The organism is Haloarcula amylolytica, from assembly GCF_049705545.1.
GTDB lineage: Archaea > Halobacteriota > Halobacteria > Halobacteriales > Haloarculaceae > Haloarcula > Haloarcula amylolytica_B.
Genome location: NZ_JBNAMU010000004.1, coordinates 13071 through 40025, shown reverse-complemented (window position 1 = coordinate 40025; position 26955 = coordinate 13071). Strand labels below are relative to the sequence as shown.

24 protein-coding genes and 1 pseudogene are annotated in these 26955 nt (G+C 55.0%); 16 read left to right on the top strand and 9 right to left on the bottom strand.

The features are described 5' to 3' along the window. Positions 1–250: 250 nt before the first annotated feature. The 3 genes from trkA to ACOZ4H_RS20345 all read left to right on the top strand — a co-directional run bounded on the left by trkA (position 251) and on the right by ACOZ4H_RS20345 (position 3654). Complete coding sequence (gene trkA / locus ACOZ4H_RS20355; protein ID WP_424331089.1) at positions 251–1582, top strand: Trk system potassium transporter TrkA; 1332 nt, start codon at positions 251–253, stop codon at positions 1580–1582. A 96-nt stretch (positions 1583–1678) separates the two neighbouring features. Next, positions 1679–3214 (top strand): TrkH family potassium uptake protein, encoded by a 1536-nt coding sequence (locus ACOZ4H_RS20350; protein WP_424331088.1) that lies wholly within the window; start codon positions 1679–1681, stop codon positions 3212–3214. An 83-nt stretch (positions 3215–3297) separates the two neighbouring features. Continuing rightward, positions 3298–3654, top strand: a complete 357-nt coding sequence (locus ACOZ4H_RS20345) for a hypothetical protein (protein WP_424331087.1) — start codon at positions 3298–3300, stop codon at positions 3652–3654. Between the two features lie 95 nt (positions 3655–3749). Here ACOZ4H_RS20345 and ACOZ4H_RS20340 read toward each other — a convergent pair whose 3' ends face one another. Continuing rightward, complete coding sequence (locus ACOZ4H_RS20340; RefSeq protein ID WP_424331086.1) at positions 3750–4493, bottom strand: winged helix-turn-helix transcriptional regulator; 744 nt, start codon at positions 4491–4493, stop codon at positions 3750–3752. Between the two features lie 398 nt (positions 4494–4891). On the opposite strand from ACOZ4H_RS20340, the gene ACOZ4H_RS20335 reads away from it, so the two are divergent. The 6 genes from ACOZ4H_RS20335 (at position 4892) to ACOZ4H_RS20310 (ending at position 10670) form a co-directional block, all read left to right on the top strand. Further along, complete coding sequence (locus tag ACOZ4H_RS20335) at positions 4892–5344, top strand: zinc ribbon domain-containing protein (RefSeq protein WP_424331085.1); 453 nt, start codon at positions 4892–4894, stop codon at positions 5342–5344. Between the two features lie 3 nt (positions 5345–5347). After that, complete coding sequence (locus ACOZ4H_RS20330; protein ID WP_424331084.1) at positions 5348–5767, top strand: universal stress protein; 420 nt, start codon at positions 5348–5350, stop codon at positions 5765–5767. Between the two features lie 63 nt (positions 5768–5830). Beyond that, positions 5831–8170: an amino acid permease gene (locus tag ACOZ4H_RS20325; protein ID WP_424331083.1), complete on the top strand. Its 2340-nt coding sequence runs from the start codon at positions 5831–5833 to the stop codon at positions 8168–8170. Between the two features lie 5 nt (positions 8171–8175). Continuing rightward, positions 8176–8862, top strand: a complete 687-nt coding sequence (locus ACOZ4H_RS20320) for a potassium channel family protein (RefSeq protein ID WP_424331082.1) — start codon at positions 8176–8178, stop codon at positions 8860–8862. Between the two features lie 60 nt (positions 8863–8922). Further along, on the top strand, positions 8923–10473 hold the full coding sequence (locus ACOZ4H_RS20315; protein WP_424331081.1) for a TrkH family potassium uptake protein: 1551 nt from the start codon (positions 8923–8925) through the stop codon (positions 10471–10473). Then, positions 10470–10670, top strand: a complete 201-nt coding sequence (locus tag ACOZ4H_RS20310) for a hypothetical protein (RefSeq protein WP_424331080.1) — start codon at positions 10470–10472, stop codon at positions 10668–10670. The genes ACOZ4H_RS20315 and ACOZ4H_RS20310 overlap by 4 nt, the downstream gene beginning before the upstream one ends. 39 nt (positions 10671–10709) lie before the next feature. Here the strand turns inward: ACOZ4H_RS20310 and ACOZ4H_RS20305 are convergent, their stop codons facing one another. The 4 genes from ACOZ4H_RS20305 to ACOZ4H_RS20290 form a co-directional block, all read right to left on the bottom strand. Further along, positions 10710–12572 (bottom strand): cation:proton antiporter, encoded by a 1863-nt coding sequence (locus ACOZ4H_RS20305; protein WP_424331079.1) that lies wholly within the window; start codon positions 12570–12572, stop codon positions 10710–10712. A gap of 748 nt (positions 12573–13320) precedes the next feature. Next, positions 13321–13707 (bottom strand): hypothetical protein, encoded by a 387-nt coding sequence (locus ACOZ4H_RS20300; protein WP_424331078.1) that lies wholly within the window; start codon positions 13705–13707, stop codon positions 13321–13323. Then, on the bottom strand, positions 13700–14566 hold the full coding sequence (locus ACOZ4H_RS20295; RefSeq protein ID WP_424331077.1) for a ParA family protein: 867 nt from the start codon (positions 14564–14566) through the stop codon (positions 13700–13702). Before ACOZ4H_RS20295 ends, ACOZ4H_RS20300 begins: the two co-directional genes overlap by 8 nt. 209 nt (positions 14567–14775) lie before the next feature. Continuing rightward, on the bottom strand, positions 14776–14928 hold the full coding sequence (locus ACOZ4H_RS20290) for a hypothetical protein (protein WP_424331076.1): 153 nt from the start codon (positions 14926–14928) through the stop codon (positions 14776–14778). Between the two features lie 691 nt (positions 14929–15619). Here ACOZ4H_RS20290 and ACOZ4H_RS20285 point away from each other — a divergent pair. Further along, complete coding sequence (locus tag ACOZ4H_RS20285) at positions 15620–16033, top strand: TRAM domain-containing protein (RefSeq protein WP_424331105.1); 414 nt, start codon at positions 15620–15622, stop codon at positions 16031–16033. Between the two features lie 14 nt (positions 16034–16047). Here ACOZ4H_RS20285 and ACOZ4H_RS20280 read toward each other — a convergent pair whose 3' ends face one another. Continuing rightward, positions 16048–16188 carry a hypothetical protein gene (locus tag ACOZ4H_RS20280; RefSeq protein ID WP_424331075.1) on the bottom strand — a complete coding sequence of 47 codons (141 nt, stop codon included), beginning with the start codon at positions 16186–16188 and terminating at the stop codon, positions 16048–16050. A 121-nt stretch (positions 16189–16309) separates the two neighbouring features. Continuing rightward, a complete protein-coding gene (locus ACOZ4H_RS20275) occupies positions 16310–17833 on the bottom strand; it encodes an ATP-binding protein (RefSeq protein WP_424331074.1) in 1524 nt (507 codons plus the stop codon). A gap of 270 nt (positions 17834–18103) precedes the next feature. Between ACOZ4H_RS20275 and ACOZ4H_RS20270 the strand changes: the two genes are divergently transcribed. The 5 genes from ACOZ4H_RS20270 to ACOZ4H_RS20250 all read left to right on the top strand — a co-directional run bounded on the left by ACOZ4H_RS20270 (position 18104) and on the right by ACOZ4H_RS20250 (position 20909). Further along, positions 18104–18427 carry a DUF7344 domain-containing protein gene (locus tag ACOZ4H_RS20270; protein WP_424331073.1) on the top strand — a complete coding sequence of 108 codons (324 nt, stop codon included), beginning with the start codon at positions 18104–18106 and terminating at the stop codon, positions 18425–18427. Between the two features lie 25 nt (positions 18428–18452). Next, positions 18453–18683, top strand: a complete 231-nt coding sequence (locus ACOZ4H_RS20265; RefSeq protein WP_424331072.1) for a HalOD1 output domain-containing protein — start codon at positions 18453–18455, stop codon at positions 18681–18683. Between the two features lie 271 nt (positions 18684–18954). Then, positions 18955–19152 (top strand): hypothetical protein, encoded by a 198-nt coding sequence (locus tag ACOZ4H_RS20260; protein ID WP_424331071.1) that lies wholly within the window; start codon positions 18955–18957, stop codon positions 19150–19152. Positions 19153–20360: 1208 nt separating this feature from the next. Beyond that, a complete protein-coding gene (locus ACOZ4H_RS20255) occupies positions 20361–20585 on the top strand; it encodes a hypothetical protein (protein WP_424331070.1) in 225 nt (74 codons plus the stop codon). 12 nt (positions 20586–20597) lie between these two features. Continuing rightward, on the top strand, positions 20598–20909 hold the full coding sequence (locus ACOZ4H_RS20250) for a HalOD1 output domain-containing protein (RefSeq protein ID WP_424331069.1): 312 nt from the start codon (positions 20598–20600) through the stop codon (positions 20907–20909). 266 nt (positions 20910–21175) lie between these two features. Here ACOZ4H_RS20250 and ACOZ4H_RS20245 read toward each other — a convergent pair. Both ACOZ4H_RS20245 and ACOZ4H_RS20240 read right to left on the bottom strand, forming a co-directional pair. Beyond that, positions 21176–21686: pseudogene (locus tag ACOZ4H_RS20245) on the bottom strand (radical SAM domain-containing protein). 30 nt (positions 21687–21716) lie between these two features. Further along, on the bottom strand, positions 21717–21896 hold the full coding sequence (locus ACOZ4H_RS20240; protein WP_424331068.1) for a hypothetical protein: 180 nt from the start codon (positions 21894–21896) through the stop codon (positions 21717–21719). 810 nt (positions 21897–22706) lie between these two features. Between ACOZ4H_RS20240 and ACOZ4H_RS20235 the strand changes: the two genes are divergently transcribed. After that, entirely contained in the window at positions 22707–26948 is a 4242-nt protein-coding gene (locus tag ACOZ4H_RS20235) for an Eco57I restriction-modification methylase domain-containing protein (RefSeq protein WP_424331067.1), read from the top strand. The last annotated feature ends 7 nt before the right edge of the window (positions 26949–26955 follow it).

The following is a 26955-nucleotide window of genomic DNA, read 5'->3' as shown; positions in this document are numbered from 1 at the left end:
ATTTTTCCCGAGATGAGTTTGTTTAATACTCTCCGACCGCAGACTCATCACCATTCGGGTGTTAGTTTCGGTACGAGTGCTGCTACTGGCTTATTGATGGTGTGCGACAAAAATTAAGGTTCAAATTACAACGGAGCATTTCTCACTTATCAACCATACAGTACCCCACCACGTTCAGTGAAGTGCATGGGAAATACACTTCACCCTTCCCAATAAATCAGATCACTATGCATGATCTGAAGGGACGCCGATGTACGTCGTAATTATTGGGGCAGGCGAGGTCGGGTCAGCTATCGCTACCAGCCTTGCTGATAGTCACCATGTCACCGTTATCGATATCGATGGCACTCACGTGGAGAATCTGATGTACGATACCGACATTTTGGGTATTGAAGGCGATGGAACAGACTTGGAGATTCTCGAAGAAGCCAACATCGACGAGGCTGATATCCTCATCGCCTGCACAGACGACGACGAAACCAATATCGTCACTTGTAGCACCGCAATGACAATCACTGAAGCGTTCATTATTTCGCGGATCAGGAGTGCGAAATACATGCGGACGTGGCAGCGATCGGATCGTGCATTCGGAATCGATCACATGGCCGCGACAAATCTCCTGACTGCCGAGACCATTGCACGAGTTGTCGGTTTACCGGCGGCACAAGACGTCGAGATATTCGCAGACGGACTCGTTCAGATGGCTCAGTTCAGGATTTCGGAGTCCAGCCCGATCGCCAATGTAACTGTACAAGATGCCGATCGCTACGAATCGCTCACATTCGCGGCCGTGTTACGTGAAGATACTGTTGTCATTCCCCGTGGGGGAACGGTTTTAGAACCAGGTGATGAAGTCATCGTTATTGGAAGTCCCGAGAATATCCAAACCTTTGCTCATGAACTCGAACCAGACACCGACGGGAAACCTAACATCCTCGTCGTTGGCGGCAGTGATATCGGCTACCATACCGCTCGTCTGTTACAAGAACGCGGACTGAAGCCCAAACTCGTTGAGCAAGATCACGACAGAGCACGAGAAATCGCTGAGTCGCTCAGTGAAACCACAGTACTAGAAAGTGACGTGACCAACCGTGCCTTCCTTGAACAGGAACATATCGATGACGTCGATATTGTCATTGCCTCACTCGATAGCGATGAAAAGAACTTGCTCGTTAGTTTGCTCACTAAACGGCTCGGGTCTGAGCGTGCGGTCGCCGTCGTCGAGTCGGGAGAGTACGTCGACTTGTTTGAGGAGGTTGGAATTGATGTGGCCGTCAACCCACGCGAAGCGACCGCTGAGGAGATAACGCGCTTCACTCGTGAACACAAAGCTGAATACGTCGCAATCATCGAATCCGACCGTGCGGAAGTTCTTGAAATTGAAGTCGACGAAGAGAGTGTTCTTGTGAACAGGCCAATCCGTGAATCAGTCGATGATCTCCCGGATGGCGTGGTCATCGGAGCGATTACCCGCGACGGTGAATTGGTCATTCCTCGGGGTGATACCGTTGTCAAGCATGGGGACCACGTGATTGTATTCGTCAAAATTGAATCACAAAAAGAAGCCAGCCGAAAAATATAAAATAAGTTACTGAATTGTATTTTGACATATGTGGCGAGAACGGGTAATCTTTTCAGGGTACGAGGGAAGACCATATTTAATGAATAGAGGCCGGTGATGTCGGTTCGAGTCAACTGGCGACAGAGCATCGCTTTCACTGGTACGGTGATCAAATATCTCGCCGTCGCTATGCTCGTCCCGCTGGCCATCAGTCTTCTTTATCGAGGCGATATCGTTGTTTTTCTCTTGTCTATCGGTATCACGGTCATCATCGGTGCCGGGCTGGAGCGACTTCACGACGATCCGCAACTCGGCGCTCGCGAAGCGCTTCTTTTTGTGGCATTAGCCTGGGGAGGCGTCGCAGTCATTGGGGCGATTCCGTATATCGTTGCAGGGTACGGTACCGAATCGGCACTCCGCTATCCAATCAACGCGCTGTTCGAGTCAATGTCAGGATTCACCACAACTGGCGCCACTGTTACAGCTGAAATATCCTTCGAGCAGCATTCTCATGCACTCCTGATGTGGAGACAACTCACTCAGTGGCTCGGTGGTATGGGAATTATCGTCTTGATGGTCGCTATTCTCCCTGAAGCCGCAGTAAACGGTGCGCAACTAATCGAATCAGAAGCGCCTGGCCCAGAACTCCAGAAATTAACTCCGAAAATCGCTGAAACTGCACGTCTGCTCTGGCTGTTCTATCTTGGATTCACCGTTCTGTACGTCGGCATACTCATTGGGCTACACTATGCTGGGATGGCACCGAACATGGATGTCTACAACGCCGTCGCACACGGTTTCACAACGTTACCAACAGGTGGATTCTCCCCACAGGCCGACAGTATCGCAGCATTCTCGCCAGTCGTTCAGTGGGTTGTCATTCCGTTCATGCTCATTGCGGGGATGAATTTTGCACTGTTTTATTTGCTTGTGCAGGACAATTATGCCGAGTTCCTCCGTGACCGGGAGTTACAAGCCTATCTCGGTGCAAACGCTGGATTGGTCGTTGTCCTGTGGGGATTTCTCTTTACCGGGTCGGCACCAGCTTTAGAACTTGGGGGCGTCACGCAAGGAGCACTCGAGAATTCACTTCGGCAAGCCACGTTCCAGGTCGCCTCACTACTGAACTCGACAGGATACGCAACAAGTGATTTCGCACAGTGGGGAACGACTTCACAGGGCCTTCTGTTGTTCGCGATGTTCATCGGCGGTTCGGCCGGATCGACCGGCGGTGGCGTTAAAGTCGTTCGGTGGCTGGTCGTCATCAAAGGAATTCGTCGGCAGCTGTTCACCACGGCACATCCGGACGCGATCAAGCCAGTTCGTCTCGGTGGTCACGTCGTCGATGAGGAAGTCATCAGTGCGATATACGGGTTTACGCTGCTGTACCTACTCACCTTCGGCGTGGCGACAGTACTCCTCTTACTTGACGCGGGCCGTGTCGGCCTCGAGATGACAATTCTGGAAGCGATCAGTGCGAGTCTAGCAACAATCGGGAATATCGGGCCAGGGTTCGGGTTTCTGGGACCGTTCGGGAGTTATCTTGAGTTCCCAGCCACCAGCAAGCTACTGATGATACTCCTGATGTGGATCGGTCGGCTGGAGATTATCCCTGTATTCGTGATATTCACCGGCGCATTCTGGAACGAGTAAGGGGCCTCTGTCTCGCCTGTTCTGGTTCGGCGACGCTCTTTGTTGTGTCATGTATTATATGAATCCGATATAAATCACTCTTTATGACTGATTCTTCGAATGCACCGACACCTCCAGAAGGGATTCCCGACCACCTCGTTGCAGAATTAAATAAACTCTCTCCCGAGGAACTCCGTAACACAATCATTCACGCACAGGAACTCCTCCAGTTTCAAGAGGAGACTGGTTCTCCAATCGAACCAGGGCCGGGAGAAGACATCATTCGCGCAACCGAACACGAGGGATACACCGAGGTCGTGAAGCAGTATTCGTGTGCTGAGGGCTGCGACAACTGCCCGCACGGGCCCGATCTCTATCACGTCCGAGAAGAATCGCGTCCTGAGGGTGGAACACATCTCCACTGGACTTTCTTGGGGAAGGTGCTTTCCGACGATGAGTAAGCTGTCATCTTATCACCAGCGTCAACAAAGGTTGTAAGCGGTTCTCACCGCGTTCTTTGGCAATTCGTTCGGGAGAGAATCCCGTCAGGTTGAGATCAATCCCCAGTAAACGCTTCGAGCGTCGGTTCGGTGACGCCTGACCGGGAGTGAATAGTGACGAAATCATTCTCCTTGATCAGCGTTTCTCCGGTTGGCGTTATCGTACCCTCGTCACGGTTGATTCGGACGACTAGTACGTCGGAGGGAACAAGCCCTGTCTCGTTTGCTTCCTGAAGTGTTTTCCCGGCGATTGGAGCCTCTTCTCTGACGATAACCTCGACGACATCCGCGTCGCCAGCTAACCCGGCGACGCCAGTGACTGGTGAAGCCACCTCCTCGTCTCGGGGTCCGAACGAGGCATAGGGGTGGAAATATTCCCGATGGATCAGGTCTTCGTCGTCGATTTCGATGCCAAGCGAGATGATCCCCTGGGCGATCCGTGTGAGGTCGTCGGTGTCTATCCCCACGACCGTAATTCGGAGGTCGCCTTTGCCGGACATAATTTCCCGGACGTTTATGACGCCCGGAACATCGAGCACGCGCTGGGCCATCTCTTCTCGGTCACGGTTTCCCGTGCTACAGACGTAATGGTTAGTTAACCGTCCGCCGACTTTCTGATAGTCAATATCGACATGGTATCCCCGAATCACTCCCTCTTCTTCGAGTCGCCGAATCCGATTTCTCACAGTTGGTGCCGAGACGTCAACCTTCTCTGCGATATCGGGCGCAGACGTGTGCCGGGCCTCCTGGGACAGGTAATACAAGATCTGTTCGTCGATTGTATCGATTTGAATAGACATATTTATATAAGAATATTGTCTCCGTAGGGGATTTTAAATCGTCGTTAGGTATTTGTTTGTGTTCTGGGTTGATTGTCTCAGCTAAACGGCAGCCAAATTGCTGAAACGCCGATCAATCCGCTTTAGACACGACCACAGAAAGTTAGAACGAAAGGAAGAAAATTCGGGTTGAAATAACTGAAACGTTTGGTGATGCGGTGGATATTTATCGTTCCGTAGTATGAGTCGGTATATGATGTTCAGTCTCGTTGCACCAACGACCAACCCGGAGAACGCGATAGACAACCGGCTTGCTCCCTTCAGATTGCCCATCTCTGAGCAGACTCCGTTACACTTCTCGAATGGAGAGCGTCGCGAACCGGATGAGTTCAATGCTTCATTTAGACGGAGGTGAGATCATGGGTGATGCTGATGGAGGTCCAACCCCACCGGATGACCTCCCCGAAATGCTGATTCAGCGGATCGATGCGTTGGAGCTCCCCGAGTTGAAATCGCTCCTTTCGTATATTGAGCGGCGCATCAAAGCACTTCGAACACCAATCGAAACAGAAATCAAAGCGAACACTGAGGGTGAGATCATCAAGATTGAGAACCACGGGGCCTACGCACTCGTATTAAAACATCCGCCGGATCCGGATGGCTCTGGTGTGGATACAGATATCACCTCGCTTTACCATGTTCGTCATGAATCCCAGCCTGATGGAACAGAATCACTACATTGGGCGTATCTTGGGGACGTTCATAACACGGCGGAGACTCGCTGTAAAACCTGTGGGCAGACGTTTGACCGTGAGGTAGATGTCTGCCCCGAATGTGATAGTGACGACGTCAATACTGAAATGAAAGAATAAACCATGTCTCAATCACTAACAGGCCATCTCGTTGTCCCGGTTGCCAACGAGGAAGATGCGCGAGTGACAGCGCGTATCCTCGATGGCTACGAATACGACCATGTAACTGTCGTTCACGTCATCGAAAAGGGTGAAGGAGTTCCTGACAAGTTGCCAGTTGAGCAGGCTGAAAAACGCGCTTCGGATGCGTTTGCTGCGTTTCGAGGCTTCATCCCGGAGGCTGATGATGAAGTCGCCTATCGGAGAGATGTGGTTGAGGCTATCATTAATATTGCAGCAGACGTGAACGCCAGTGCAATCGCGTTTCGCCCCCGGGGCGGGAACCGACTCGTCCAGTTCCTGTCTGGAGATACGGCCCTCAAGTTGGTTACAGAGGCGGACCGTCCGGTCATCTCACTTCCAGAAGAGGACGGAAACGAATGATCGTCGATTTGATTCGAAAATGCACACACGAGGCGACGCCCACAACGACAACGGTGTTCGACAATGAGTGAAACGGATCAAGAATTAGCTCGTGACCTCGGTTTTCTTGAAGCCTATACAATTGGCCTGGGAACGATGATCGGAGCGGGGATTTTCGTTCTCCCGAGCATCGCTGCCCAGCAAGCTGGCCCCGCCAGTATGATCTCGTTTTTTGCTGGCGGGATCGTCTCGTTGTTGGCTGCGCTCTCCCTCTCGGAGCTGGCGACAGGGATGCCGAAGGCCGGCGGCAGCTACTACTACGTCAATCGCGCGCTCGGGCCGTTCTTCGGGAGTATCGTCGGCTGGGGGATGTGGGCCGGACTCACCTTTGCGTCGGCGTTCTATATGATCGGCTTCGGTCAGTATCTCCTTCCTGGGCTCGGCCAGTACATCGGCTTCCTCGCCGGCTGGGGCCAGCTCGGGATTACTGTCGCCGCACTCGTGATGGCGGCACTACTGACCGCGGTCAACTACTACGGCGTCAAGGAGACCGGCTCGCTACAGAACGTCATCGTCCTCACGCTGGTCGGCCTCATCGTGGCCTTCCTCGCGCTGGGGTTCATCAGTGGCCCGACCATCGGTGAGTTCAATCCCGAGGGCTGGCCGGCGGTCGCAGCGACGATCGGGACGGTGTACGTGACGTTCATCGGATTCGAGGTGATCGCGACCAGCGCCGAGGAGATCAAGAACCCGAGTCGAAACCTCCCGCTCGCGATGATCGCGTCGGTGGTGACGCCGACGCTGATGTACGTCGGTGTGATGTTCGTCTCGACGGGCACGCTGTCGATTGATGCGCTCGCGACTTCCGAGGTCCCAGTGGCCGACGTTGCAACCGAATTCATGGGATCGCTCGGCGCGCTCGCAATGATCGTCGGTGCGGTCCTCGCGACTGTCTCGAGTGCGAACGCGAGTATCCTGTCGGCTGCCCGGGTCAACTTCGCGATGGGGCGAGACCGAATTCTCATCAACTGGCTCAACGAGGTCCACGAACGGTTCCGGACGCCCTACCGAGCTATCACGGCGACGGGGATTATTACGCTCGTCCTGATCGCCATCGGTGTCGGCATCGGGACGCTCGCCGAGGTGGCGAGTTTCATGTACCTCGTCACGTACGCGCTGGTCCACGTCACCGTCGTCGTGTTGCGCCGGGCGAAGCCTGAGGCGTACGATCCGGCGTTCCAGATTCCGTCAATCCTGTATCCAGTTGTCCCGGTCGTGGGTATGCTGGCGTGTTTGGCGGTTCTCTTCCAGATGTCAGTCGAGTTCGTCCCCGCTGTCGTCACCTTGGGGCCGGTTGAATTCGCCCTGCCCGTCACGCCGACGCCGGTCGGTGCGATTGGGACGGTGCTCGTCGCCTTCGGCATCGGCTGGTACTATCTCTACGCGCGAGACCGCGCCCTGAGTGAGAGTCTCGTCGGCGAGGCGATTGCTCCCGAGCCAACGGTGGTGGCAAACGGTGACGACCGTTACCGTGTTGTGGTACCGGTTGCGAACCCGGAGACGGAGCAGGATCTCCTCCGAATGGCGGCGGCCAGCGCGCACGCCCACGAAGACGAGAACGCCGAGGTCATCGCCGTGAACGTCATCGAGGTTCCCCGGCAGACGTCGCTCTCGCAGGACCTCGAATTCGAGGAGGAACGCGTCGAACGACAACAGCAACTGCTGGACTCCGCTCGCGATATCGCCGCTGATCTCGATATCGGTCTGCGGACACGGGCGATCGTCGGTCGCAATGCTGGCTCAGTCATTTTGGACGTCATCGAAGAGGAGCACGCGGATCACGTTCTCCTCGGCTGGCAGGGGACCCGAAGTCGACGAGAGCACGTCCTCGGATCCACGATCGATCCCGTCATCGGGCGCGCACCCTGTGACGCGACGCTCGTGAAGCTCGGCACCGAAGGTGGTCGTGGCGAGGGTGACATCATGGTTCTCGCCGGACGGGGTCCACACGCGCCGATTGCGGCCAGGCGAGCGTCGGAATTCGTCGCCGCGGCCGACGACGCCTCGCTGACGCTGCTCAACGTACAGTCGCCGGAAACTGATACTGACGATGAGAGCTCCCCTACCGAGCGCGGTGAAGCGGTGATCGAGGAGCTAGCTGAACGCGCAGGAATCCAATATATGTCATACGAGACCGAAATTAGAGTTGCTGAGGACACCGAACAGACGATTCTGGAGGCCGCAGCCGAATACGATACGATCTGCGTTGGGGCAACTCGCTCCGGCGCGATTTCGCAGGCGGTGTTCGGGTCACTCCCGGAGACCATCGGCGAAGAAGTGGACAAGACGGTCGTGATGGCCCGCGGGCCGGAGGAGTCCGCGATGTCGGTCCGTGAAGCGCTCCTGCGGCGACTGGAGGTGTAATCGATATGTACATCATCATCATCGGCGCCGGCGACATCGGCACGCCGCTCATCGATATTGCGACCAAATCCGGGAACGAGGTCGTCGTCATCGAACGCGACGAGACTAGAGCGAATCGAGCCGCCGACGAGTTCGACTGTCTCGTCTTGAACGCCGATGCGACGACGAAAGATACGTTAGAGGATGCTGGCGCCGACCAGGCTGACGCCCTCATCTCGACGACAGACCAGGACGCGACGAACGTGATGACCTGCCTTCTCGCGAAGGAGTTCGAGGTGCCCGCGATCCTCTCGGTCGTCCACAATCCCGAGCACATGGGGCTGTTCGAGCAGATTGGCGTGAACACGATGCAGAACCCCCAGCAACTCATCGCCGAATATCTGTACCGTGCCGTGGCACGGCCGGCGATTGTCGACTATATGCGGATCGGGGACGATGCTGAAGTATTCGAGATCATGGTTACTGACGAGGCCCCAATCGCGGGCAAGACGCTCAATGAAGCTGCTCAATCGGGGCTGCTCACCGACAAGATGCTCGTCGTGGCAATCGAACGGGACGAAAATGACCACCCGATAACCCCGCGCGGTGAGACGACGATTCAGGCGGGCGATCTACTAACCGTCTACTCCGGCGTCGGTGCTGACCCGGCGATCACGGATATCTTTGGCCACTATGAGGACCAGGGGGAGTGAGGTGACCATGATTTCGTCCTGGCACCGCGCGAGTCAGCTACCAGTCACCACAAGGAACGTATGAACGGGGCTGTCGCGACCGTCGGCCGGGACCTCGGACGCATCCTGGAAGCACTCGGTGGGTTGATGCTCATCTCGCTCGTCCTGCCGATCGTCTGGGGTGAGTACTTCGCCCTCCCGGCGCTCCTCGTCTCCGCCTTCGTTCCGCTCGGCATTGGGTGGGTACTCTATCGGCGATTCGAAGGTGCGGAAGCTCCCGGTCGGTTCCACGGGATGATCGTCGCCGCGTCGGGATGGTTTTCCGTGGGCATCTTCGGTTCACTTCCATTCCTGTTGATTGCCTGGAGCGTCCAGCTCGGCGTCCCGGGGTTCACGACGCCGGCGCAGACGGCGACCCTCGCGGCATTCACCGAGCCGTTGAACGCCATCTTCGAGAGTATGAGTGGCTTCACCGGGACGGGTCTCACGATGACCGACAACGAGGAGGTGCTGCCGCGGACGCTGCAGTGGTGGCGAACGTTCACTGAATGGATCGGCGGCGTTGGCGTGATCGTTCTGACAACGGCCATCCTCTCACGCCCCGGGAGCGGCTCGTTGACGCTCTACGAGAGCGAGGCTCGCTCAAAGAAAATCCACCCGAGCATCGTCTCGACGGTTCGGACGATCTGGTGGATCTTCATCCTGTTCACGTTCGGCTCGATCCTCGCCCTATGGCTTGCGGGGATGCCGATCTGGGGGGCTATCAACCACGGAATGACTGGGCTCGCGACCGGCGGCTTCTCGATTACGGACAACTCGATTGCGACCTACGACAGCGTCGCGATCGACTTCGTGTTGATCCCGATCATGCTGCTGGGGAGCATCGCGTTCCCCGTCCACTACCTCATCCTCCAGGGCGACCTGCGAAACTTCTACTCGGATTTACAAACACGGTGGGTGTTCGGCTACATGGGTGTCGGGTCAGCGTTGCTGTGGGCGTTCCTCTACTTCGCCGGTCCTTACGAAACGCCGTTCGCGGCCCTCCGGTACGGGCTATTCCAGTTCGTCTCGGCGGCGACCTGTACTGGGTTCCAGACCGCCGTCGACGCGACGAACATCGCGCTCGGCCGGTGGCCATCGTACGCCCAGCTCACAGTCGCCTTCGGGATGTTCGTCGGCGGCGCAGCCGGATCGACCGCGGGCGGCATCAAACTAATTCGGGGACTGACGCTCGTGAAGGGGATTCGCTACCAGATTGCGGATGTCTTCTACCCCGAGAGCGCCGTCCGGCGACTGGAAATCAACGGCCGGCGACTGAACGAGAAAGAGGCGAGCCGCGAATTCATGGAGGCCGCGATTATCGTCGTCCTCTGGAGCACGTTCCTTGTCGTGGGGACGTTCCTCCTGTTGCTCACGCTGCCGTCGGGGGAGTACTCGCTCGCGAACGTAGTGTTCGAGGTTGCGAGTGCCCAAGGAAACGTGGGCCTCTCGTCGGGGATTACCGGTCCTGAGTCGCTCCCAGCGATTGGGAAAATCGCATTCCTCTTCCACATGTGGATCGGACGGCTAGAGATCATTCCGGTGCTCGTGATGCTCCGGACGATCTTCAAGCGTGGAGGGCTCTACCAATGAAACTGGGCGACATCCCAATTGTCTCGACTGTGTTCGAGGCAGGGGCTGACGACCGGGTCTTCGACTCACTGCTGCTGCTTGGTCCGCTCGTTATCGGTCTGGTTATTGTTCTGAATCGATCTTTAGTTACCGAGACACTCGCAATCGTATATCTCGGTGTGTTCGTCACGTACGTCCTCTATCGAGGGATTCGGTGAAAAACAAGCACTCCGCCGTGCTTGCTTCTCGGAAACACCTCACTGAGGGTGGCATTGCTGAATCGCGCTGTGAACGGCGTCCCGCCGTCCGACGAACGTCAGGTGATCACCGTGCTGAAGCGTCAGATCCGGTTCGGGAATCTGCGAGTCCCCATTACGGCTGACGAGTGCAATCAAAACGCCATCCGGGAGGTAATCGTCGAGCTCTCGGATGGACTTGCCAATCAGCTTATCGGCCGTCACTTCGATTTCTTGGACGTCACCACTTCGACCGAGCTCAGTCATCCATTCTGAGAGTGCCGGCCGCTCGAGCGCGTTATCCATCTCGTGAGCGATTGCATCGTTGGCCGAAATCGCACTGACCCCGAGTTCCTCGAATGCTTCGACGTTACCCGGCGTGTTCACCCGAGCAATGACGGTCTCGACATCGAACTTCGAATTCGTAAGCTGTGCGATGAGCAGGTTCGCATCGTCGTTAGCCGTTGCTGCAGCGACGATTTTAGTATTCTCGACCCCGGCGCTCTGCAGAACACTCGTATCGGTCCCATCACCGTGATGGGCGGTGAATCCAGCACTCCGTGCTGTTTCAACGGCTTGCTGGTCGATATCGACGATGACGACGTTTTCGCCCCTGTCCTCCAATCGTTCGGCGAGGCCGCGACCGACCCGGCCAGCGCCAACTATGATGACTCGCATGGGTATTACGTTGAGTGCTTGTGCGATATGTCGGGCAAAGCCACCTTCGACAACGACCGTCGCGAGGATGACCAGAAAGACCGTGCCGACGAGAACCGTCGCCTGTTGGGGATTCGTCGCTTGCAGCTCAAGTGCGAAGAGCGTTGCCACACTCGCAGGGATGATCCCGCGCGGCCCGATCGCGCTCATGAACAGCTGTTCACGGAACGTGAACCGCGTTCCGTAGGTACAGGCCAGGACAGCTATTGGTCGAATCAATAGCATCACCGCGACGACAACGACGAGGCCGCCTATCCCAAGCGAAGCAAGCTCGTCGAACGTCAACAGGGTCGCCAGCGAAATGAACACGAACGAGAGGACGATCAGCGTGATGTCTCCCTTGAACGCTTCAATCTCAGCTTCGTATGGCAGATCTGCATTTCCGAGGAGAACACCGGAAGTCGCGACGGCGGCGATTCCCGCTTCTGGTGCAAGGGCTTCGGCGATGCCAAACGTCGCAATCGCGCCGATCAACACCACCAACCGCGCATTCTGTACCGCATTGGACGGCGTTAGGTCGACGTATTTGAGCAGATACCAAATTATTGCTGCTGTGACGACCCCCACGAGGAGACCTATTCCGAGCCGGGAAACAAACGACCCGAGAAGCTGCGGAAGGCTGCTCCCACCGGCGACAACTAAATCAAAAATAACTACGGCGAGAATCGCAGCCGTAACGTCATTGACGATCCCCTCTGTCTCAAGCGCAGCTCCGACTTGATCCCGGACCGAAATAACATTCAAAATTGGTGTAATCACCGTCGGACCAGTTGCGATGAGGAGAGCACCGACCAGAAAGGACAGCGACCATGGGACATCGAGGGCGAATCGAACAACAGCAGCGGTACCAATGAGTGTGAACATTGCCCCGAGTGTCACCAGTCGAAAAGCTTCGCGGGGGGCCTGACGTAGCTTATCAAGTTTCAGATGAAACGCCCCCTCGAAAATGATGATCGCGACAGAGAGCCCAACGATGGCTGAGAGTGATTCGGATCCGCCGAATGATTCCAAGCCGACGAGATCGAATCCTTCTGGACCGACAGCGATCCCAGCCAGAATCAGGAACAACACGCTCGGTATCTCAAGGCGGTCCGAGAGGATCTGGGCCAGAACACCAAGTCCTAAAATGATTACGACAAGAGAGAGCAATTCCGTTCCAGCAGTCAAAACTCAAACACCAAACTGTCATACAGGGGCTTGATATAAATATAGGATGGAGACCTACGGGAAGCACCCAATATTAAATACTGTTTGCACAAAGACAGATACTGACCCTTCGCTGATTATGGGATTCGATTGAAGATGGGCAGGTCAACCGCAAAAATAAATCAAACAAGTAAGTTGATCTATGAGTCCACCATCTAGTTCTGATGAATTCACTTCGCCGAAACGCTCGGCCAGTGCTCGGGTTGCGGAATTTATTGAACGGGTCTGTCTAATCGGAATCCAGCTATCATTTCCGATGACACTAGTCGTAATGAGTGTGTTTTTTCTCTATCTCATCGGAGGATTTGTTCTCCTACAATTGGGCTTTTGGTCGCCATCATATCCGTTTCTATCGATAACTGGAGACGTGTATTTTGCATGGCTCGGATTTCTCACTGGTGGAACCATTTGCCTCGGGACAGGCTGCTTAATTGGATTAGCCCTTCTCACCGATGGAGAGGGGGAGATTCATAATGACGTTTCTATTCTGGCTTCATTCATCGGCTTCGGATTTGGTGCGGGCGTTATGAGAATGACCTACGAGGTGGTACTCGCATCAGTACTGTCGCTATAGACCAATTCGTGGAAGGCTGTGTTCCTTCCTGGGCTTAAATAAACCATATCTGGATATATGAAATCTCTCGAGGGCCTACAGCAATCGCTATAGGATATTATACAGTAATTTCTACAGCATTTCCTATAGGGAACGCTATAGGCCCTTCGTCGCTTGCTTTCGCACCGCCTCGCGGACGGCTTCGAACTGCTCTGGGGCTGCCTCCTGGAAGCCTACCCGCAGCGCCAGCCGAAGAACCGAGCTTCGATCAGTTTCGGTCTTCTGGATATCGAGTTGTTCCTGGAGGCCGTTGCCGACCGCATCCAGATGTTCGGGGTTGGCCTCGAGCGCTCGAATGAACGCGGCGAGTTGGCCATCCCACACACTGACAGTCTTCTGCTGGTCGCCGGCGTCGATGGCCTCGAGTTCGTCGACGATATCGTCGACGAGGTCCTGTCGGTCCATCTCTTTCGCTGCAGAGTCCAGCCGGTCGCCCTGTGACGTCTGTGCTTTGAGGTCCTCGAGGTCGGGGTCGTCACTCATCGGTCTCACCCTCCAGTTGTTCGACGAGGGCACTTGCGGCGTCCAGATAGGCGTCACGGGCCCGGCCGGCTGTGGTCGATGGCTCGGCTATCGCGAAGGCCGTCTCGCCACTCTCGGCAGCATTGCGGATATCCTGTGAGTATGGGACGTAGGCCGGCGCAATCGCGTCGGGATACGCTTCCTGGAACGATTCGAGATACTCTTCGGCGAGATTCGTTCTCGTGTCGACCTTGTTCGGGAGAACCAGCGAGAGCTCAATGTCAACTTCGAAGTTCTCCGCGATTTTCTCGAGGTCCTCGCGGAGAGCGTTCGCCTGCTCGGCTTCAAACGGCCCCATCTCGACCGGCGTGATGACGTGCCGTGCCGCCCAGAGGCCGTTGTAGGAGACGTTGTTGGTCATACCCGGCAGGTCGATGAGGACGACATCGTACGAGAGCGGATCGACATACTCGTCGAGGAACTGTTCGAGCCGACTGTAGCGCTCGCGAGCGTCGTCGATGTTCCCGAGTTCGGCATCCAGCGTGTCCAGCCCTGGGTGGGCGGGGATGAGGTCCGGTCCCTCATCGGTTGCGATAACCAGATCAGCGACGGCGTCGTCACCGAGCTTCCCGGCGATGGTGTCCCAGGCATCGTCGAAGACCGTGCTGATGTTCGGCCATGCCTCATCAGCGTCAATCTGGTCTCGGTACTGCCCCCAGACGCCGAAGTGCTTCGCGAGGTCGCCTTGCTTCCCGGCGAGATCGATGAGGAGAACCTCGTGGCCCTGTTCGCTAAGTGCGACGCCGAGATGGGCCGTTGTGGTTGTCTTCCCAGTGCCGCCCTTATCGAGGAACGCGGCGGCGCGTAGTGTCGCTGTCATGTGGCTATAGTAGTTCCTATAGGATACTCTGTAGGCATAAATCTACGTCAGACACCTGTTGAGAATGGGATATAGCAAAGCCTATAGGATTCTCTATAGGGAGAGGGTTCGGTGTGGCTGGCGATCCGAGTTCACCGCCACAGACCTGACTGACACCGTCGATGAATCCCTATTGGGACTCGCTGAACTGGCGACTTAGAAGAGTAGCACTACTCTGGCGCAACGACGTCCTCACACGTTGGACACTCCGCCCAGATTCCGTCTGTCCCATCGTCTCGCTCGTATTCGACCAGCACCCACGGACTCGTGATGCGCTCATCGCAGTTTGGACAGCGACCGAGACTGTGTGTGTCGTCGGGCATGGGAAGGGGATGGAAGGAGCGCGTGACAGTGTTCCTTCCGTGCAGAACTCGACCGGCGTCGAGGATAAGTGTTTGCCAGACTACAGCATGAATATATACTGGAACCGGACGCTATACTGCATCTCTTGGGTGCTGGCGCTGCTGTCACAAGTGAGGAACAGCACCCCAGAGGACCGGTTTCGTTAGTTGTCCAAACAATCAGCACACCGGCCAGCGCCCGGGAACGATGGGTCCCCACATTCTATGCACGCATCAACTGCGGCGTGGTTCTCCGAATCCGACTCAAAGTACTGTTTGACCGTTTCCCACACCCGCTGAATCATATCTAGAATACCGTTCTCAAGGCGTATAAACCTACTAATCGAGACATTAGTGTATAGCGCTATGGAATACTATGTACCACACCTGCCCCTGTGAGCCCAGCTGTGGGAGAGTCAGTTCCTGGTGAGTTTGTGTGTCGCTATTGTGGCTCTTGTAACCGCTCTCAGAGGCAGTGGGCCGTTCTGGGAGAGGCAGTTCGGTGACTGGAGCACGACGACGACAGTCGCGAAAGTATGAACCGAAGCCGGGACTGATGGAACGGAGCAACCGATATGAGGCGTCGCCTAGAGGCTCCAACGAGAGCGCTGGACCAAGTCATAGACCATAGACTCAAATGCTGCTGAAGACGTACACTGCGTACGATATGACGATGGATATTCCGCCTCAACTACGCTGTTTGTTTGCTGGTACTGTCGAAGAGCGCAACGACTCTTATGTGATTGAAGTGCCCAAACAGGAACTACAGACTGGTTCTCTGCAGGCCGGTGCAATGTATCGCGTTGCACTGCTCTCGTACTCGACAGATAGTGACTCCACACAGAACAGGACACAGTCGGAAAGCAAACCCAGGTCACAGACACCGCCGGTCAACGAAGGTGAACAGCGCACCGTCGATATCGAAGATCTCGGCGACCAGGGTGACGGACTCGCGCGTGTTGAGCGAGGGTTCGTAGTAATCGTTCCTGACACTGAGGTTGGAGAGCGCGTTACTGTGGAGATTACCGACGTTGGAGAAAACGTTGCCTTCGCTGAGGTTGTTGCACGGGGCAGTTCGTACGAATAAGCTTTGTCGGGGCGCTATTCCTCGCTAGCGTAGACGAACTGCAGTGCTTCAGGACAGTGGTAAAGCATTTCGTCATCATCTGTCAGCTGGTGGGTGTGCCGGATGCGCTTTTCCACGGGGTCGTCGGTTTCCGTTTCGACGCTTTCGGCTGGCACACGTGCGACATCATCGTACCGGCTTGCTTAGCGGCGTTGAGACACTGGTGAAAGTTCACGCCATAGGGATTGTGGCTCGCAGCCTTGTCGCCAGCCGACCGCCTACCTGGCCACTTTTGTCTCAGGGTGGGTTGGAATCGACGAACTCGACACCGCTGACCTCGAACCGTGCCCCGCCCGTCGTTGATTCGGTGGCGGCGATTTCCCACTCGTGTGCTGAAGCGATGTTCTCGACGATGTTCAGGCCGAACCCAGTGCCATCGTTTTGTGTCGTGTAGCCCGGTTCAAAAACCTGCTCGTACTCTCCTGTGGGGATTCCATGGCCATCATCTGCGATATAGAACCCGGGCTTGTCGTCTAGAAGCCCGACTTCAATCTCTCCCACTGTTTCACCGTGTTCAGTTGCATTCCGAAAGAGGTTCTCGAAGATCTGTTGCAGACGCGGCGGGTCGGCAAAAATAGCTGTATCGCCGGCTGCAACAGTGATCTCAATGTCGTTGGTTTCGACGTGATTCCACGATGTCCGTGCTACCTGGGATAACTGGACTGCTGATGTCTCCTTGACCTTCTGTCCATCACGTGCCAGTGTGAGCAGGTCATCGATCAGTTCTTCCATCGTATAGAGCGAGTCCTCTATCGATGGTAGGTGTTCACTGTCCGTGTCCTCTTGCAGTAACTCGATGCGGGCGGTGGCCGTATTCAGTGGGTTTCGGAGGTCATGAGAAACCACCTGTGCGAACTCATCAAGGCGATCACGCTCCCGTATGAGCTGTTCTCTAGCCTGCTTCCGTTCGAGTTCGTATCCGAGCCATCGTGTGAGTAGTTCGACGAAGGTCCGCTGTGTATCTGTAAACCCGCTTGGATGAGAGCTCGTATCCGCAAAGCAAAGCGTCCCGTATAGCTCATCGTTGATGGAAAGTCGACCACCGATGTACGTCTCGAACTCGAACCGGTCGTACGCCGGATCGTCTTTCCAGCCTTCGTCAGAGGCGTTGACGACAGTCATCAATGTATCGAGTTCGATTGTACGCTTGCAGTAGGCTTCGTCAAGTGGACAAGAACTGCCTTCCTGTACTTCGGGGTGCGTTGCCGATGAGTGGACGACGTACTGTTCTCCCTGTTCGATCCTCGTCATAAATCCATTCGGGAGCCCGAGATACTCACTTCCCAATGCGAGCAACTCCCTCGTCTTCGTGGTGAAATCCTTCGACCCATCGGATGAGATAGAATAGAGTTGCTGGAGCGCATAGAGGCTATCCTGTCGTTTTTGTGCTAACTCCTTGTAATCGGATATATCACGGAAATAGATCGATAGACCGGATTCTGAGGGAAATACTCGAACCTCGAACCACGCATCGACGGGTGCATAGTGTGCTTCGAACGCGGCTGGCTCTTGTGTTGCCATCGCTTCGGTGAATTCGTCGAAAAAGACCGACTCTCGTGAATCTGGAATCGAGTCCCAAAGATTCCGCCCCTCAATGGTCTCAAGGTCGTCACGCATGCTCGTCTGGAGAATGTCCTGCCCTTCAGCGTTCGCGTACGTAATCCGCCAAGAACTATCAAGCGCAAAGAAGCCATCACCCGTCCGGTTAAGGATGGTCTGTGGATCTGCATGGTCTGCTTGTATTGGTGCCCGCTCGGTCATGATAGATTAATGTGGCCACAATGTATATTAATGGCGATATAATTCTCCCGTTAAGATACTATACTCTCAAATTTCCAGTAAAAACTGGAAATTATAAATAGTCAATTCGGTTTGCCAGCGAGTGATCGATTGAGATTGGACTTGCGCGCAGTTGGAATTTTTCGCTCGCTACTGATTGGCGTGTAAGACGCACTTTTAATCAATTTTTATTTGTATATTATTTATGCAAATATAAGTTACAGTTATGCTGTTCTGCTCAATGGCTCAACTATGAATCGACAACCCGGACTGGTGGGGTCTGATGACTTCTTCAGAGCATTGGGTAATGTCGAGCGGCGGCGCATACTGGTCGCGCTATTAACCCAAGAGTCGATACAAGTGCCAGAGCTAACTGCGAGAGATGACTCGTCTTCTGAGCAGGCCCGTATAGTGGAATTATACCACCACCACCTACCAAAGTTGGTCAACATTGGTGTGATCGAATGGGATATCCAGAATTGGGAAGTCCGCCGGGGATCCAGTTTCGACCAAATACGTCCCACGCTGGACCTCCTTGCAACGAACGATAGCGTCTTGCCCGGCGACTGGCTATGATAAGTGGGAACCAGAGAAGAGGCGTATGACGGGAAATAATAGTTCTCACAAGCTCAGCCGCGCGGTACTAAGAGCCATCTCGGATGCAACGGGTGTTCCGATTCCTGAACTAAACGAGACACTCTATGCAGCTGTCGATCCAGATGCGCTGGACCGCCTGTTTCGAGACACAGACGGGTTTGTGACGTTCGAGTTCGCTGGATATCTTATCACAGTCGATAGCAGTGGTACGGTCGAGGTAGAGGAACTATCCTGACACCAACCGCCCGCCAAACACGTCTACTTGAACCTCTCTCCGAACGCCTCGAAAGGCGTCTCGGCTAACACACTACCTCAGTGTCACGTCAGTTGCAACAACAGCCACGGCAAACCCGCGGTTGTCCCAGCAATGTGTCGCCCCTCACCGTCGACGCCAAGAAAAAGCGGTCAGCCTTGAGTGTGGAACCTCGCGGCCGGGACAGTCTGGAATTTATATCATGGACTAGATTTATGATGACGTGGCTGATAATTTTATGCGAAATGGTAGCATGCAGAGAAACCAGAATCCAGACAACGACGTAGCCCGATCTGAATGGATTTCAGATGAGCAAGAGGTTGCCAGACTTGTTGAAGATTTTGTTTCTTCTGATATGTTCCCGCCTGAAATCGTAGATGAGGCGAAGACACTACACGACTCCGGACACCCCTACCAAGCACTTAGAGTATTCCTCGATTCGCTAGATTGATTGCTCAACACGGAACGAGGAGAACGTGGTCTCACTGTGAAACTTTCCAAGCACTATTCCAGTTCGTCACCCACTCTCTACCAGTTCCTTTCACCAGACCCAGTGTGAGCCCCCGTAATATTAATGGCAGCAGGCTGAATTCCCGATTGATGGAAGTGAAAAACAGACTACAGGAAGCAAATAAGCAGGTTCGGCTTGCCAAGGAAGAAGTGGACCAATCCGACGTTTCCCAAGAGCTTGATCAGTGTCTTGAGGCACTGCAAAACGCGTTGGAGGCACTCGACGATGATTGATATCCGTCCCAGTACCCCCCACGGGTAGGCAACGTATTGCGGCATCGTCCTGGAGTTCAATCTCACTCATCAACAGAGGCTTGTACTTCTGAGAGAGCGGTGCTAAGATGGAGAATAAAGCGGTCTCTGAGACGCGCTCCGAGCCAGAACGCATCGCGTTGGGACATATTCCCAGCTGAACCGGACAGGCAGATACTAGACTGTGACCGTGAAGCATGGACCGAGAGTCCGGTCTGGCCCCCTCTCATTGGAGTTGGACGTGGGGCCCCATTCGTCTTGGTACAACTCATGCATAACGGCTTTAAGTAGACCGTTCGTCGCCCTGACAATGCCGGGCAACACGCTGAGATGCCCAAATTGTGAGCGGTTGTATGAGAGGGTTGTCAACGAACACTGTCCGTACTGTGCTGTCCACGGTGGGTGAAGACTCGGACTAAGCAGATGTTTCGGGGGGACACAACTGCATTACAGACGACGGTCAGAACGCAGATTGAGAGTTGGCTATTCAACAGTCTTGGGGAGTCTTCCTCGTTTGTTGGTTAGCGCTCTATCCCACACCGTCGCCGTCGACGCCCAGGAAGAGCGGGCGGCCTTGGGTGAGTAGTTCATGAGCGGGACGGTCAGTACAGGGGATGTATTCAGCAGTCGATTCCTCCCCGTGCGAGTTTCTCTTCTCGCTAGTGTAGTCGCATGAGTGGAGTGGGGTGGATGCAGATACCACCAAGTTCATTACCCATGCTACTCTGTATCATATACGGAACGCTTATTACGCACTGTGTGTCCGCGCCCCAATCATTGAGGGCCGCTTGAACCGGGTTCCCCGGTCAGCGTCATGGCACTTTGTTCTCTTCGCGTAGCCGTTACGCGGGACGCATCACAGAGTAACGATGCACTCCGCAACAAGTTACGTGACTCATGGCTACCAATCCTGGCGGGGACGGCACCCCGTACGAAATCGAAGTCAGCCTGGATAACGGCGCAGACCTCGAACTCACCCACGTTAACGTAGATACAGATGGCGAGACGCCGCTGTCATTCGAGGTGAAAGGAGTGATCACAGAGGAGAACGGCACCCTCGATTCGCTACGCGGGATGTCACTCTCTCCGAAAGCCGTGCGATTCGAAGTGACCGACCAATAATTGAGATGAAACATGGATACCAGAAACGACGATACAGAACCTGAGGACGACTCTGAACACGAAGGTGTGTATACGCGATTCTCCGCTACTGACACACCCTCGGAGGAAACAGTTCGAGCAATTGCGGAATTCAGAGAGGTGGAACCGACAGCGTTAGAACCGCTTTATAATTCGGTGGATCCTGATGCGCTCGACGCGCTATTCGCTGAACCGTGTGCATGCAACGAAAATCCCATTCTCACCAGATTTACCGCCTCTGGCTGCCATGTAGTCATTCAAAACGATGGGACACTCGCGATCCTTGGCACAGAGTCGTCCGAATAATTTCGTAGCCTCATTGCGACTTGTTTCAAAAATCGATGTCCGGTCGGTACGCACACCTACTGAGCGAGTATTTCTTGTACAAGCGTGAGAAGTAAACATTGGTCAGAAGCCAATCGGTTCTCTGCTAACCAACAGTCAGGAGTATTGGTGAGCTATTGTTGGTTAGAAGCTTTTAGACCGTTCCCGCCACGTGCTGATACTCCGCTTGGGACGGCGTCGGCTGCAACGTCAATCCCTCGGACCCTGACGCGGTGCCTGATAGGCAGTCAGATGAGATGCTCTATGGACTCACCGTCCCGGGCTAACTCGGATTGTTCTGGCGGTGTGTCTGGCGCACGGTCAGAGAACGACTCTGGTGAGACGGCCTGTTGCATCGCGTTGAGCTTCGACCGCAGTTGGCCGCTCGTCGAGCGCACCAGCTCATCATCAGGCCAGGAATGCACTTCGAGGCCGTCGAAGCGCGTTGCGACCTGCTGGACTGTGTTCAACTGTTCGAAGGCGTACTCAACCCAGTACTGATGACTGTCTTGCATCTGCTGGAGTTCGGTGACAACGTCGTCGTAGCCGGCTTCTTTGGCGGCAGTGAGACACTGCTGGAAGTTCTGGCCCCTCGGGTTGATTGGTTCGTGGAAGACGACAGCCTCACCGAGCGCTCTAAAGTAGCTGAGTAGCTCGTGAACGTCGTCTTCACCCATCGTCGGGTATGTGCGGCGACATCGAGACGAACACCGACACACCGGCCTGCTGGAGTTCGTCTACCGCCTGCCAGCGAGTCATCGACAGAACATCGCAATTCGAACGAAACGATCACCGCGACATCCACGCCATCGTCGAGACCGTCGAGAAGCCGATCGTCGCGACAACCAGAACCCCGAGGAGGTCGGCCTTCGGCAGGTCGTACAGCTGAGTCAGGACGACAACAGCGCCGAGCAGATTCGCGACGACGAGCGTGGTCTTCGCGAGGAGTTCGTACTGGTCGCTGTTCATGTTCCCTCCATGGTGTTGACGACGGATTGAGCGGGCGATGCGAGCGACGTGGTGGTCGTAGCGTAGCGCATAGCTGTAGCTGATGGTACCGATCTCCCGCACTAACGGCGACACAGAACTGCAGGTCGTATGATCCTGTGTCCGGTGGCGGGATACCCCAGTGGCTGACGGGTGCGCCAGTGTCTGGGTTGGTCGCGGGCACACTGGGTGACGCTCACGAGTGATAGCGATGACTCTCCAGGGGTTGCTCGAGTAGGAGAGTGTCGCTGGCGGGCGTCAGCCCGTCTTTCGCGTGAACGTATCTCAGATGTGCGTGTGATTGGTACTAAAAGTATGCCCCATAGACGGTCAAGCGCCGCCGTCTGCGGGTTTGAGTATAGCACACTCAGGATCTGGTAGCTGGCGCGATACAATTGCTCTTCTGAAATTGGCGGGTAAACCGTCTATACAGGCAGTTTTGCTGTAGCCAAGACACCTTTCAGGAGGACTGGATTCTCTCGAAAATTGTTTCGTCATAAACTTTGGCCCATGCGAGAGTACTTCTTCGAGCTGGGATGAGTGGACATCCACAGCGTAGTGAGCAGAATCCTCTCACGACTCGCAGCGGCGGCAAAGATTTCGACATGAGCAGAGCTAACCAACACTTCGCGGGATACCGGACCGCTGTTGGTTAGTCGCCGACACCTGCCCGACAGCATCGGCTTTGCAGCGCCGCTTCCATCTACTGCTTGTCAGTTTTTGCCGGAGGGCGGCACCGTTCGCTTCCCCTAGGTTCTTTAGCGTACCTGCTACCGTCTAGAGTATTCACCTATGAGTCAGGCCACACTCGGGTCCCCCTACCGGAATTCTGACCTCTTTGCGGGCTACTATCTCGACGAACGGGTCGCTGATCTGGACGACTGGGAGTGCGACGCCGAAGCGGCGCAAGCCTTCGAAGACCTCCAGGCGCTCTGGGAAGCCGAAGGCGACCTGCTACCGTCGTACAACGAAGACGAACTGCTGGGCGCATGGATCGACGAAGTACTCGATATCCTTGGCTTCGATACACTGCAGGAGACGACACTCCCGGACAGCGGCGGGTACAACGACCGCTTGCTCTTCGAGTCTGCTGACGCCCGCCGGGATGCGGCGCGTCAGAAACGTGACGGCAACACCGAGGGCATGTACGGGCTGTCGGCAGCTGTGCTTGAGGCCAAGCAGTGGGACGCCGATTTCACGGAGCGGTTTAGCGAACAGCGCTCCTATCGCGATGCCTCACACCAGATCAAATACTATCTGGAGCACACGCCCGAGCGGGTTGCCTGGGGCGTCCTGACCAACGGCAAACAGTGGCGGCTCTATGGGACCAAAGACTACGCGACCGAGACCTACTACGAAGTGAACCTCCCGGAACTGCTGGAGGAGGGTGACCTGGAGGCGTTCAAGTACTTTTATGCGTTCTTCCGGCCCGAAGCGTTCCGTGAGACGGCAGGCACGTCGTTTCTGGATACGGTCTGGAACGAGAGCGAAACGGCCGCCCAGGAACTCGGGGAGGACCTGCAGGACAACGTCTTCACCGCGCTACGGGTGCTTGGCGAAGGGTTCATCCACACGAACGATCTCGATATCGATCCCGACGACGAGGACGCACGGGCGGAGCTGAAAGAGCAGTCGCTGGTGTTGTTGTATCGGCTGATGTTCGTGCTGTACGCCGAGTCACGGGGGTTGATTCATCCCGACGATCCCGATGCCCAAGACGAGTACGAGGAACACTTCAGCCTCGACCAGCTGCGGGCCGACATTCACGAGGATATCCAGTCCGGCGATAGCTTCGAGGACTACAGCGGCCACGCAACGCGGATGTGGAATCGCTTGGAGAACCTATTCGGGTTGGTCGACGCAGGCGAGGAGTCACTGGGGATTCCACCCTACAACGGCGGGCTCTTCGACGACGACAGTCACGCATTCCTCGCCGAAAACGAGGTGTCGGATCGGCACATCGCCGAAGTGATCTATCGGCTCGGGACGACCGAGGGCGACGACGGCGAATTCGTGCTCGCTGACTACGCCGACCTGGACACGCGACACCTGGGGAGTATCTACGAGGGGCTGCTTGAACACGAGTTCCGGATTGCGCCGGAGCAGTACGCAGCGGTCGCCGAAGACGGTGGGCAGGTGTGGAAGCCAGCGACGGAAGTGAGCGTGGCTGACGCTGTCGAGACGGTCGACCAAGGCGAACTGTACGTGGTGAACGACGACGGCGAGCGGAAAGCGACCGGGGCGTACTACACGCCCGACTATGTGGTGAGCTATATCGTCGAGGAAACGGTCGACCCGCTGCTGGACGATATCAAATCGGAGCTGGAAGCCGACGGGCTGGAGCCGAGTGAAACCGAGTACTTCCGGCGGTTCTGGCAGCAAGTGCTGGATCTGAAGATTCTGGACCCGGCGATGGGGTCGGCGCATTTCCTCACGAGTGCGACCGGGTATCTGACCGAGCAGGTGATGGAGGTCGTTCGCGAACAGGAGATCCAGGGCTACGACGAACAGGAGTTGCGCCGCGAGATTGCGAAGGAATGTATCTACGGCGTCGACGTGAACGGCATGGCGGTCGAGCTGGGGAAGCTCTCGATGTGGCTGGAGACGCTGGCCGCTGACAAGCCACTCGCGTTCCTAGATCATCATTTGAAGACCGGGAACTCGCTGGTGGGCTCGGATATTACGGAGGTGTTGAGTGACGATATCGAAGAGAACGGCGGCCAGCTAACGCTCGGGCAGGCGTTTGCTCGGGCCCGACAGCAGACTCTTGAGCATGTGATGGACCTGATGCAGGACCTGCTGGCTATCGACAACGACGAGCTGGCAGACATCAAGTCCATGGAAGAATTGTATGGTGAGATTCGGGAGGACCCGCTGTATCAGCGACTGTTCGAGGTCGCAAACGTGCACACGGCCGAGCAATTCGGGCTGGACGTGCCCAACGGCGTGTACGAGGATATGGCCGGGGCGATTGAGGACGAAGCTGAGTGGGCTGAGATTCGTGGCGAAGATTGGTTTGGGACGGCGCAGGCGATGGCTGCTGACGAGGATTTCTTCCACTGGGAACTGGAGTTCCCCGAGGTGTTCTTCGGGGAAGATGGGTCGAAGTTGGACGGGGCTGGGTTTGATGCGGTGGTCGGGAATCCTCCATATGTTAAGATTCAGAATATACGACGGAATAATGAACGGTTAGCCGAATACGCTGGTGAACAATATCAGTCTGCTACAGGTAGATTCGATCTTTATGCTCTCTTTGTTGAGAGAGGATCTGTCCTCGCTGAAGGGAACCGGTTAGGGTACATCCTTCCGAACAAATTCTTTGATTCGCAAGCAGGCAAGGGACTTCGAGAGTTCTTGATTCATCGGGACGGTATTGAAGAAATTGTAGACTTTAGTCAGCAACAAGTGTTTGATGGAGCAACTACTTACACTTGTCTCCTGTTTTTGGGAACCAGCGACACTCTCAGCTACAGGGAAGTCCGTGACCTGGATTCTGGAAAGGAATCGATCGAAAAATTTGAATCCAGTCAAATCCCCGTGAGTGAACTTAATGAGGACGGGTGGGTTCTCACCGGCCCCATGGAACGACAAGCAATGTCAAAAATGCGTAAGAATGGGGTGCCTTTGGAAGAGCATACAAAACATATCTCGGAAGGTATTGTTTCAGGCGATAATGAAGTGATGTTTGTAGAAATTCAGAGCCGAGGTGAGGATCAACTTGTAGTCCAATCTCCTGCTAATGGAGAGACATATCAAGTTGAATCCGAAATTGTGCACCCACTGATTGATGGTGATGAAATTCAGAGATATGTGTCTCCAAATTCAGATGTAGCCGTCATTTACCCATATCGAACTACTGACGATGGTACCCAGGAAATCCCAGAACCGGTTCTGAAAACAAACGCACCATCAGTATTTAAATACCTTTCTGAATTCCGAGATAGGTTAGCTAATCGAGGTACTGCCTCAATGAATTACCCGAAGTGGTACTCATTGTGGTGTCCAAGAAATAAGCGAGTATTTGAATCGCCAAAAATTGTTGTACCTGATGTCTGCCAGCAATCAGAATTTACTATAGATAAATTTGGAGGAATTTATGTACGAGACACTGGCTATTCAATCGTTCCAACGGATAATTCCAGTCAGAAGCGTAATTTCTTGACGGCTATACTAAACAGTTCTACAACTTGGTTCTATATCTACCATACAAGTTCAATTTTGAGAGGGGATTTTAGAAGGTTTAAGACATCATATTTAGAGCCTATCCCAATACCGGATTGTGACATTTCCTCTCTCCAACAAAAAGGAGATAGAGGATATCTTGAAGAGCAATATAATAACTATATTGAAAATAAATCTGAGTTCTCTTTTAACAATCCACCTCGTGCTCTCTCTTTCTTATCAAAAAAGATGACTGAACATCATGATGAGCTAGATAGTCTCAACCTATCTCTTCTTGATTTTTTCGGCTCCTACTCTGATGGCTCCATTCTCGCTGATGTGGGCTTTACCCAACCGCCGGAAGACTCTGCTGACTCAATCCTTCAGGAAACCTCCGAACAGAAGCCGAACCTCCAGATTGGCGAGGCTACCGTCGTTCGTGAGTCCGACAGCACAGTCGAAATCCAACTCACAGCACGGTACAAGCCTGATCCGAGTAAGAAGGGTAGAGATGCGTACACGGAGACCGAACCACAGCCAGCGCTGCGGATTACAGACCTCACCGAAACGGAGGCCGATCTGATTGAGGCGTTTGTGCCGGTCGCCGTCGACGAGGCCGGTGGCTTCGCCGGCTTCCGTGAAACGGCGACGAAGACGAACTCGCTGGTAGATCGGCTGCGGAAGTTGACGTTGCCCGCCGTTGATGACGTTCGCGATGGACTGGTGAGTTACATGGAAACGGTTGAGCGGGCCGACGAATTGGAGGCGAAGATCGAGCGGACTGACGAGCTGATCGATGAGATCGTCTACGAGCTGTATGGGTTGACCGACGAGGAAATCGAGATTGTGGAAGAGGCGGTTGGGGAGCAGTAGAATTAGT

Bases quoted from the DNA above. Each gene is read 5' to 3' on its own strand.
- trkA (WP_424331089.1), top strand. From the start codon at position 251: ATGTACGTCGTAATTATTGGGGCAGGCGAGGTCGGGTCAGCTATCGCT.
- ACOZ4H_RS20350 (WP_424331088.1), top strand. From the start codon at position 1,679: ATGTCGGTTCGAGTCAACTGGCGACAGAGCATCGCTTTCACTGGTACG.
- ACOZ4H_RS20345 (WP_424331087.1), top strand. From the start codon at position 3,298: ATGACTGATTCTTCGAATGCACCGACACCTCCAGAAGGGATTCCCGAC.
- ACOZ4H_RS20340 (WP_424331086.1), bottom strand. From the start codon at position 4,493: ATGTCTATTCAAATCGATACAATCGACGAACAGATCTTGTATTACCTG.
- ACOZ4H_RS20335 (WP_424331085.1), top strand. From the start codon at position 4,892: ATGGGTGATGCTGATGGAGGTCCAACCCCACCGGATGACCTCCCCGAA.
- ACOZ4H_RS20330 (WP_424331084.1), top strand. From the start codon at position 5,348: ATGTCTCAATCACTAACAGGCCATCTCGTTGTCCCGGTTGCCAACGAG.
- ACOZ4H_RS20325 (WP_424331083.1), top strand. From the start codon at position 5,831: ATGAGTGAAACGGATCAAGAATTAGCTCGTGACCTCGGTTTTCTTGAA.
- ACOZ4H_RS20320 (WP_424331082.1), top strand. From the start codon at position 8,176: ATGTACATCATCATCATCGGCGCCGGCGACATCGGCACGCCGCTCATC.
- ACOZ4H_RS20315 (WP_424331081.1), top strand. From the start codon at position 8,923: ATGAACGGGGCTGTCGCGACCGTCGGCCGGGACCTCGGACGCATCCTG.
- ACOZ4H_RS20310 (WP_424331080.1), top strand. From the start codon at position 10,470: ATGAAACTGGGCGACATCCCAATTGTCTCGACTGTGTTCGAGGCAGGG.
- ACOZ4H_RS20300 (WP_424331078.1), bottom strand. From the start codon at position 13,707: ATGAGTGACGACCCCGACCTCGAGGACCTCAAAGCACAGACGTCACAG.
- ACOZ4H_RS20295 (WP_424331077.1), bottom strand. From the start codon at position 14,566: ATGACAGCGACACTACGCGCCGCCGCGTTCCTCGATAAGGGCGGCACT.
- ACOZ4H_RS20290 (WP_424331076.1), bottom strand. From the start codon at position 14,928: ATGCCCGACGACACACACAGTCTCGGTCGCTGTCCAAACTGCGATGAG.
- ACOZ4H_RS20285 (WP_424331105.1), top strand. From the start codon at position 15,620: ATGGATATTCCGCCTCAACTACGCTGTTTGTTTGCTGGTACTGTCGAA.
- ACOZ4H_RS20275 (WP_424331074.1), bottom strand. From the start codon at position 17,833: ATGACCGAGCGGGCACCAATACAAGCAGACCATGCAGATCCACAGACC.
- ACOZ4H_RS20270 (WP_424331073.1), top strand. From the start codon at position 18,104: ATGAATCGACAACCCGGACTGGTGGGGTCTGATGACTTCTTCAGAGCA.
- ACOZ4H_RS20265 (WP_424331072.1), top strand. From the start codon at position 18,453: ATGACGGGAAATAATAGTTCTCACAAGCTCAGCCGCGCGGTACTAAGA.
- ACOZ4H_RS20260 (WP_424331071.1), top strand. From the start codon at position 18,955: ATGCAGAGAAACCAGAATCCAGACAACGACGTAGCCCGATCTGAATGG.
- ACOZ4H_RS20255 (WP_424331070.1), top strand. From the start codon at position 20,361: ATGGCTACCAATCCTGGCGGGGACGGCACCCCGTACGAAATCGAAGTC.
- ACOZ4H_RS20250 (WP_424331069.1), top strand. From the start codon at position 20,598: ATGGATACCAGAAACGACGATACAGAACCTGAGGACGACTCTGAACAC.
- ACOZ4H_RS20240 (WP_424331068.1), bottom strand. From the start codon at position 21,896: ATGAACAGCGACCAGTACGAACTCCTCGCGAAGACCACGCTCGTCGTC.
- ACOZ4H_RS20235 (WP_424331067.1), top strand. From the start codon at position 22,707: ATGAGTCAGGCCACACTCGGGTCCCCCTACCGGAATTCTGACCTCTTT.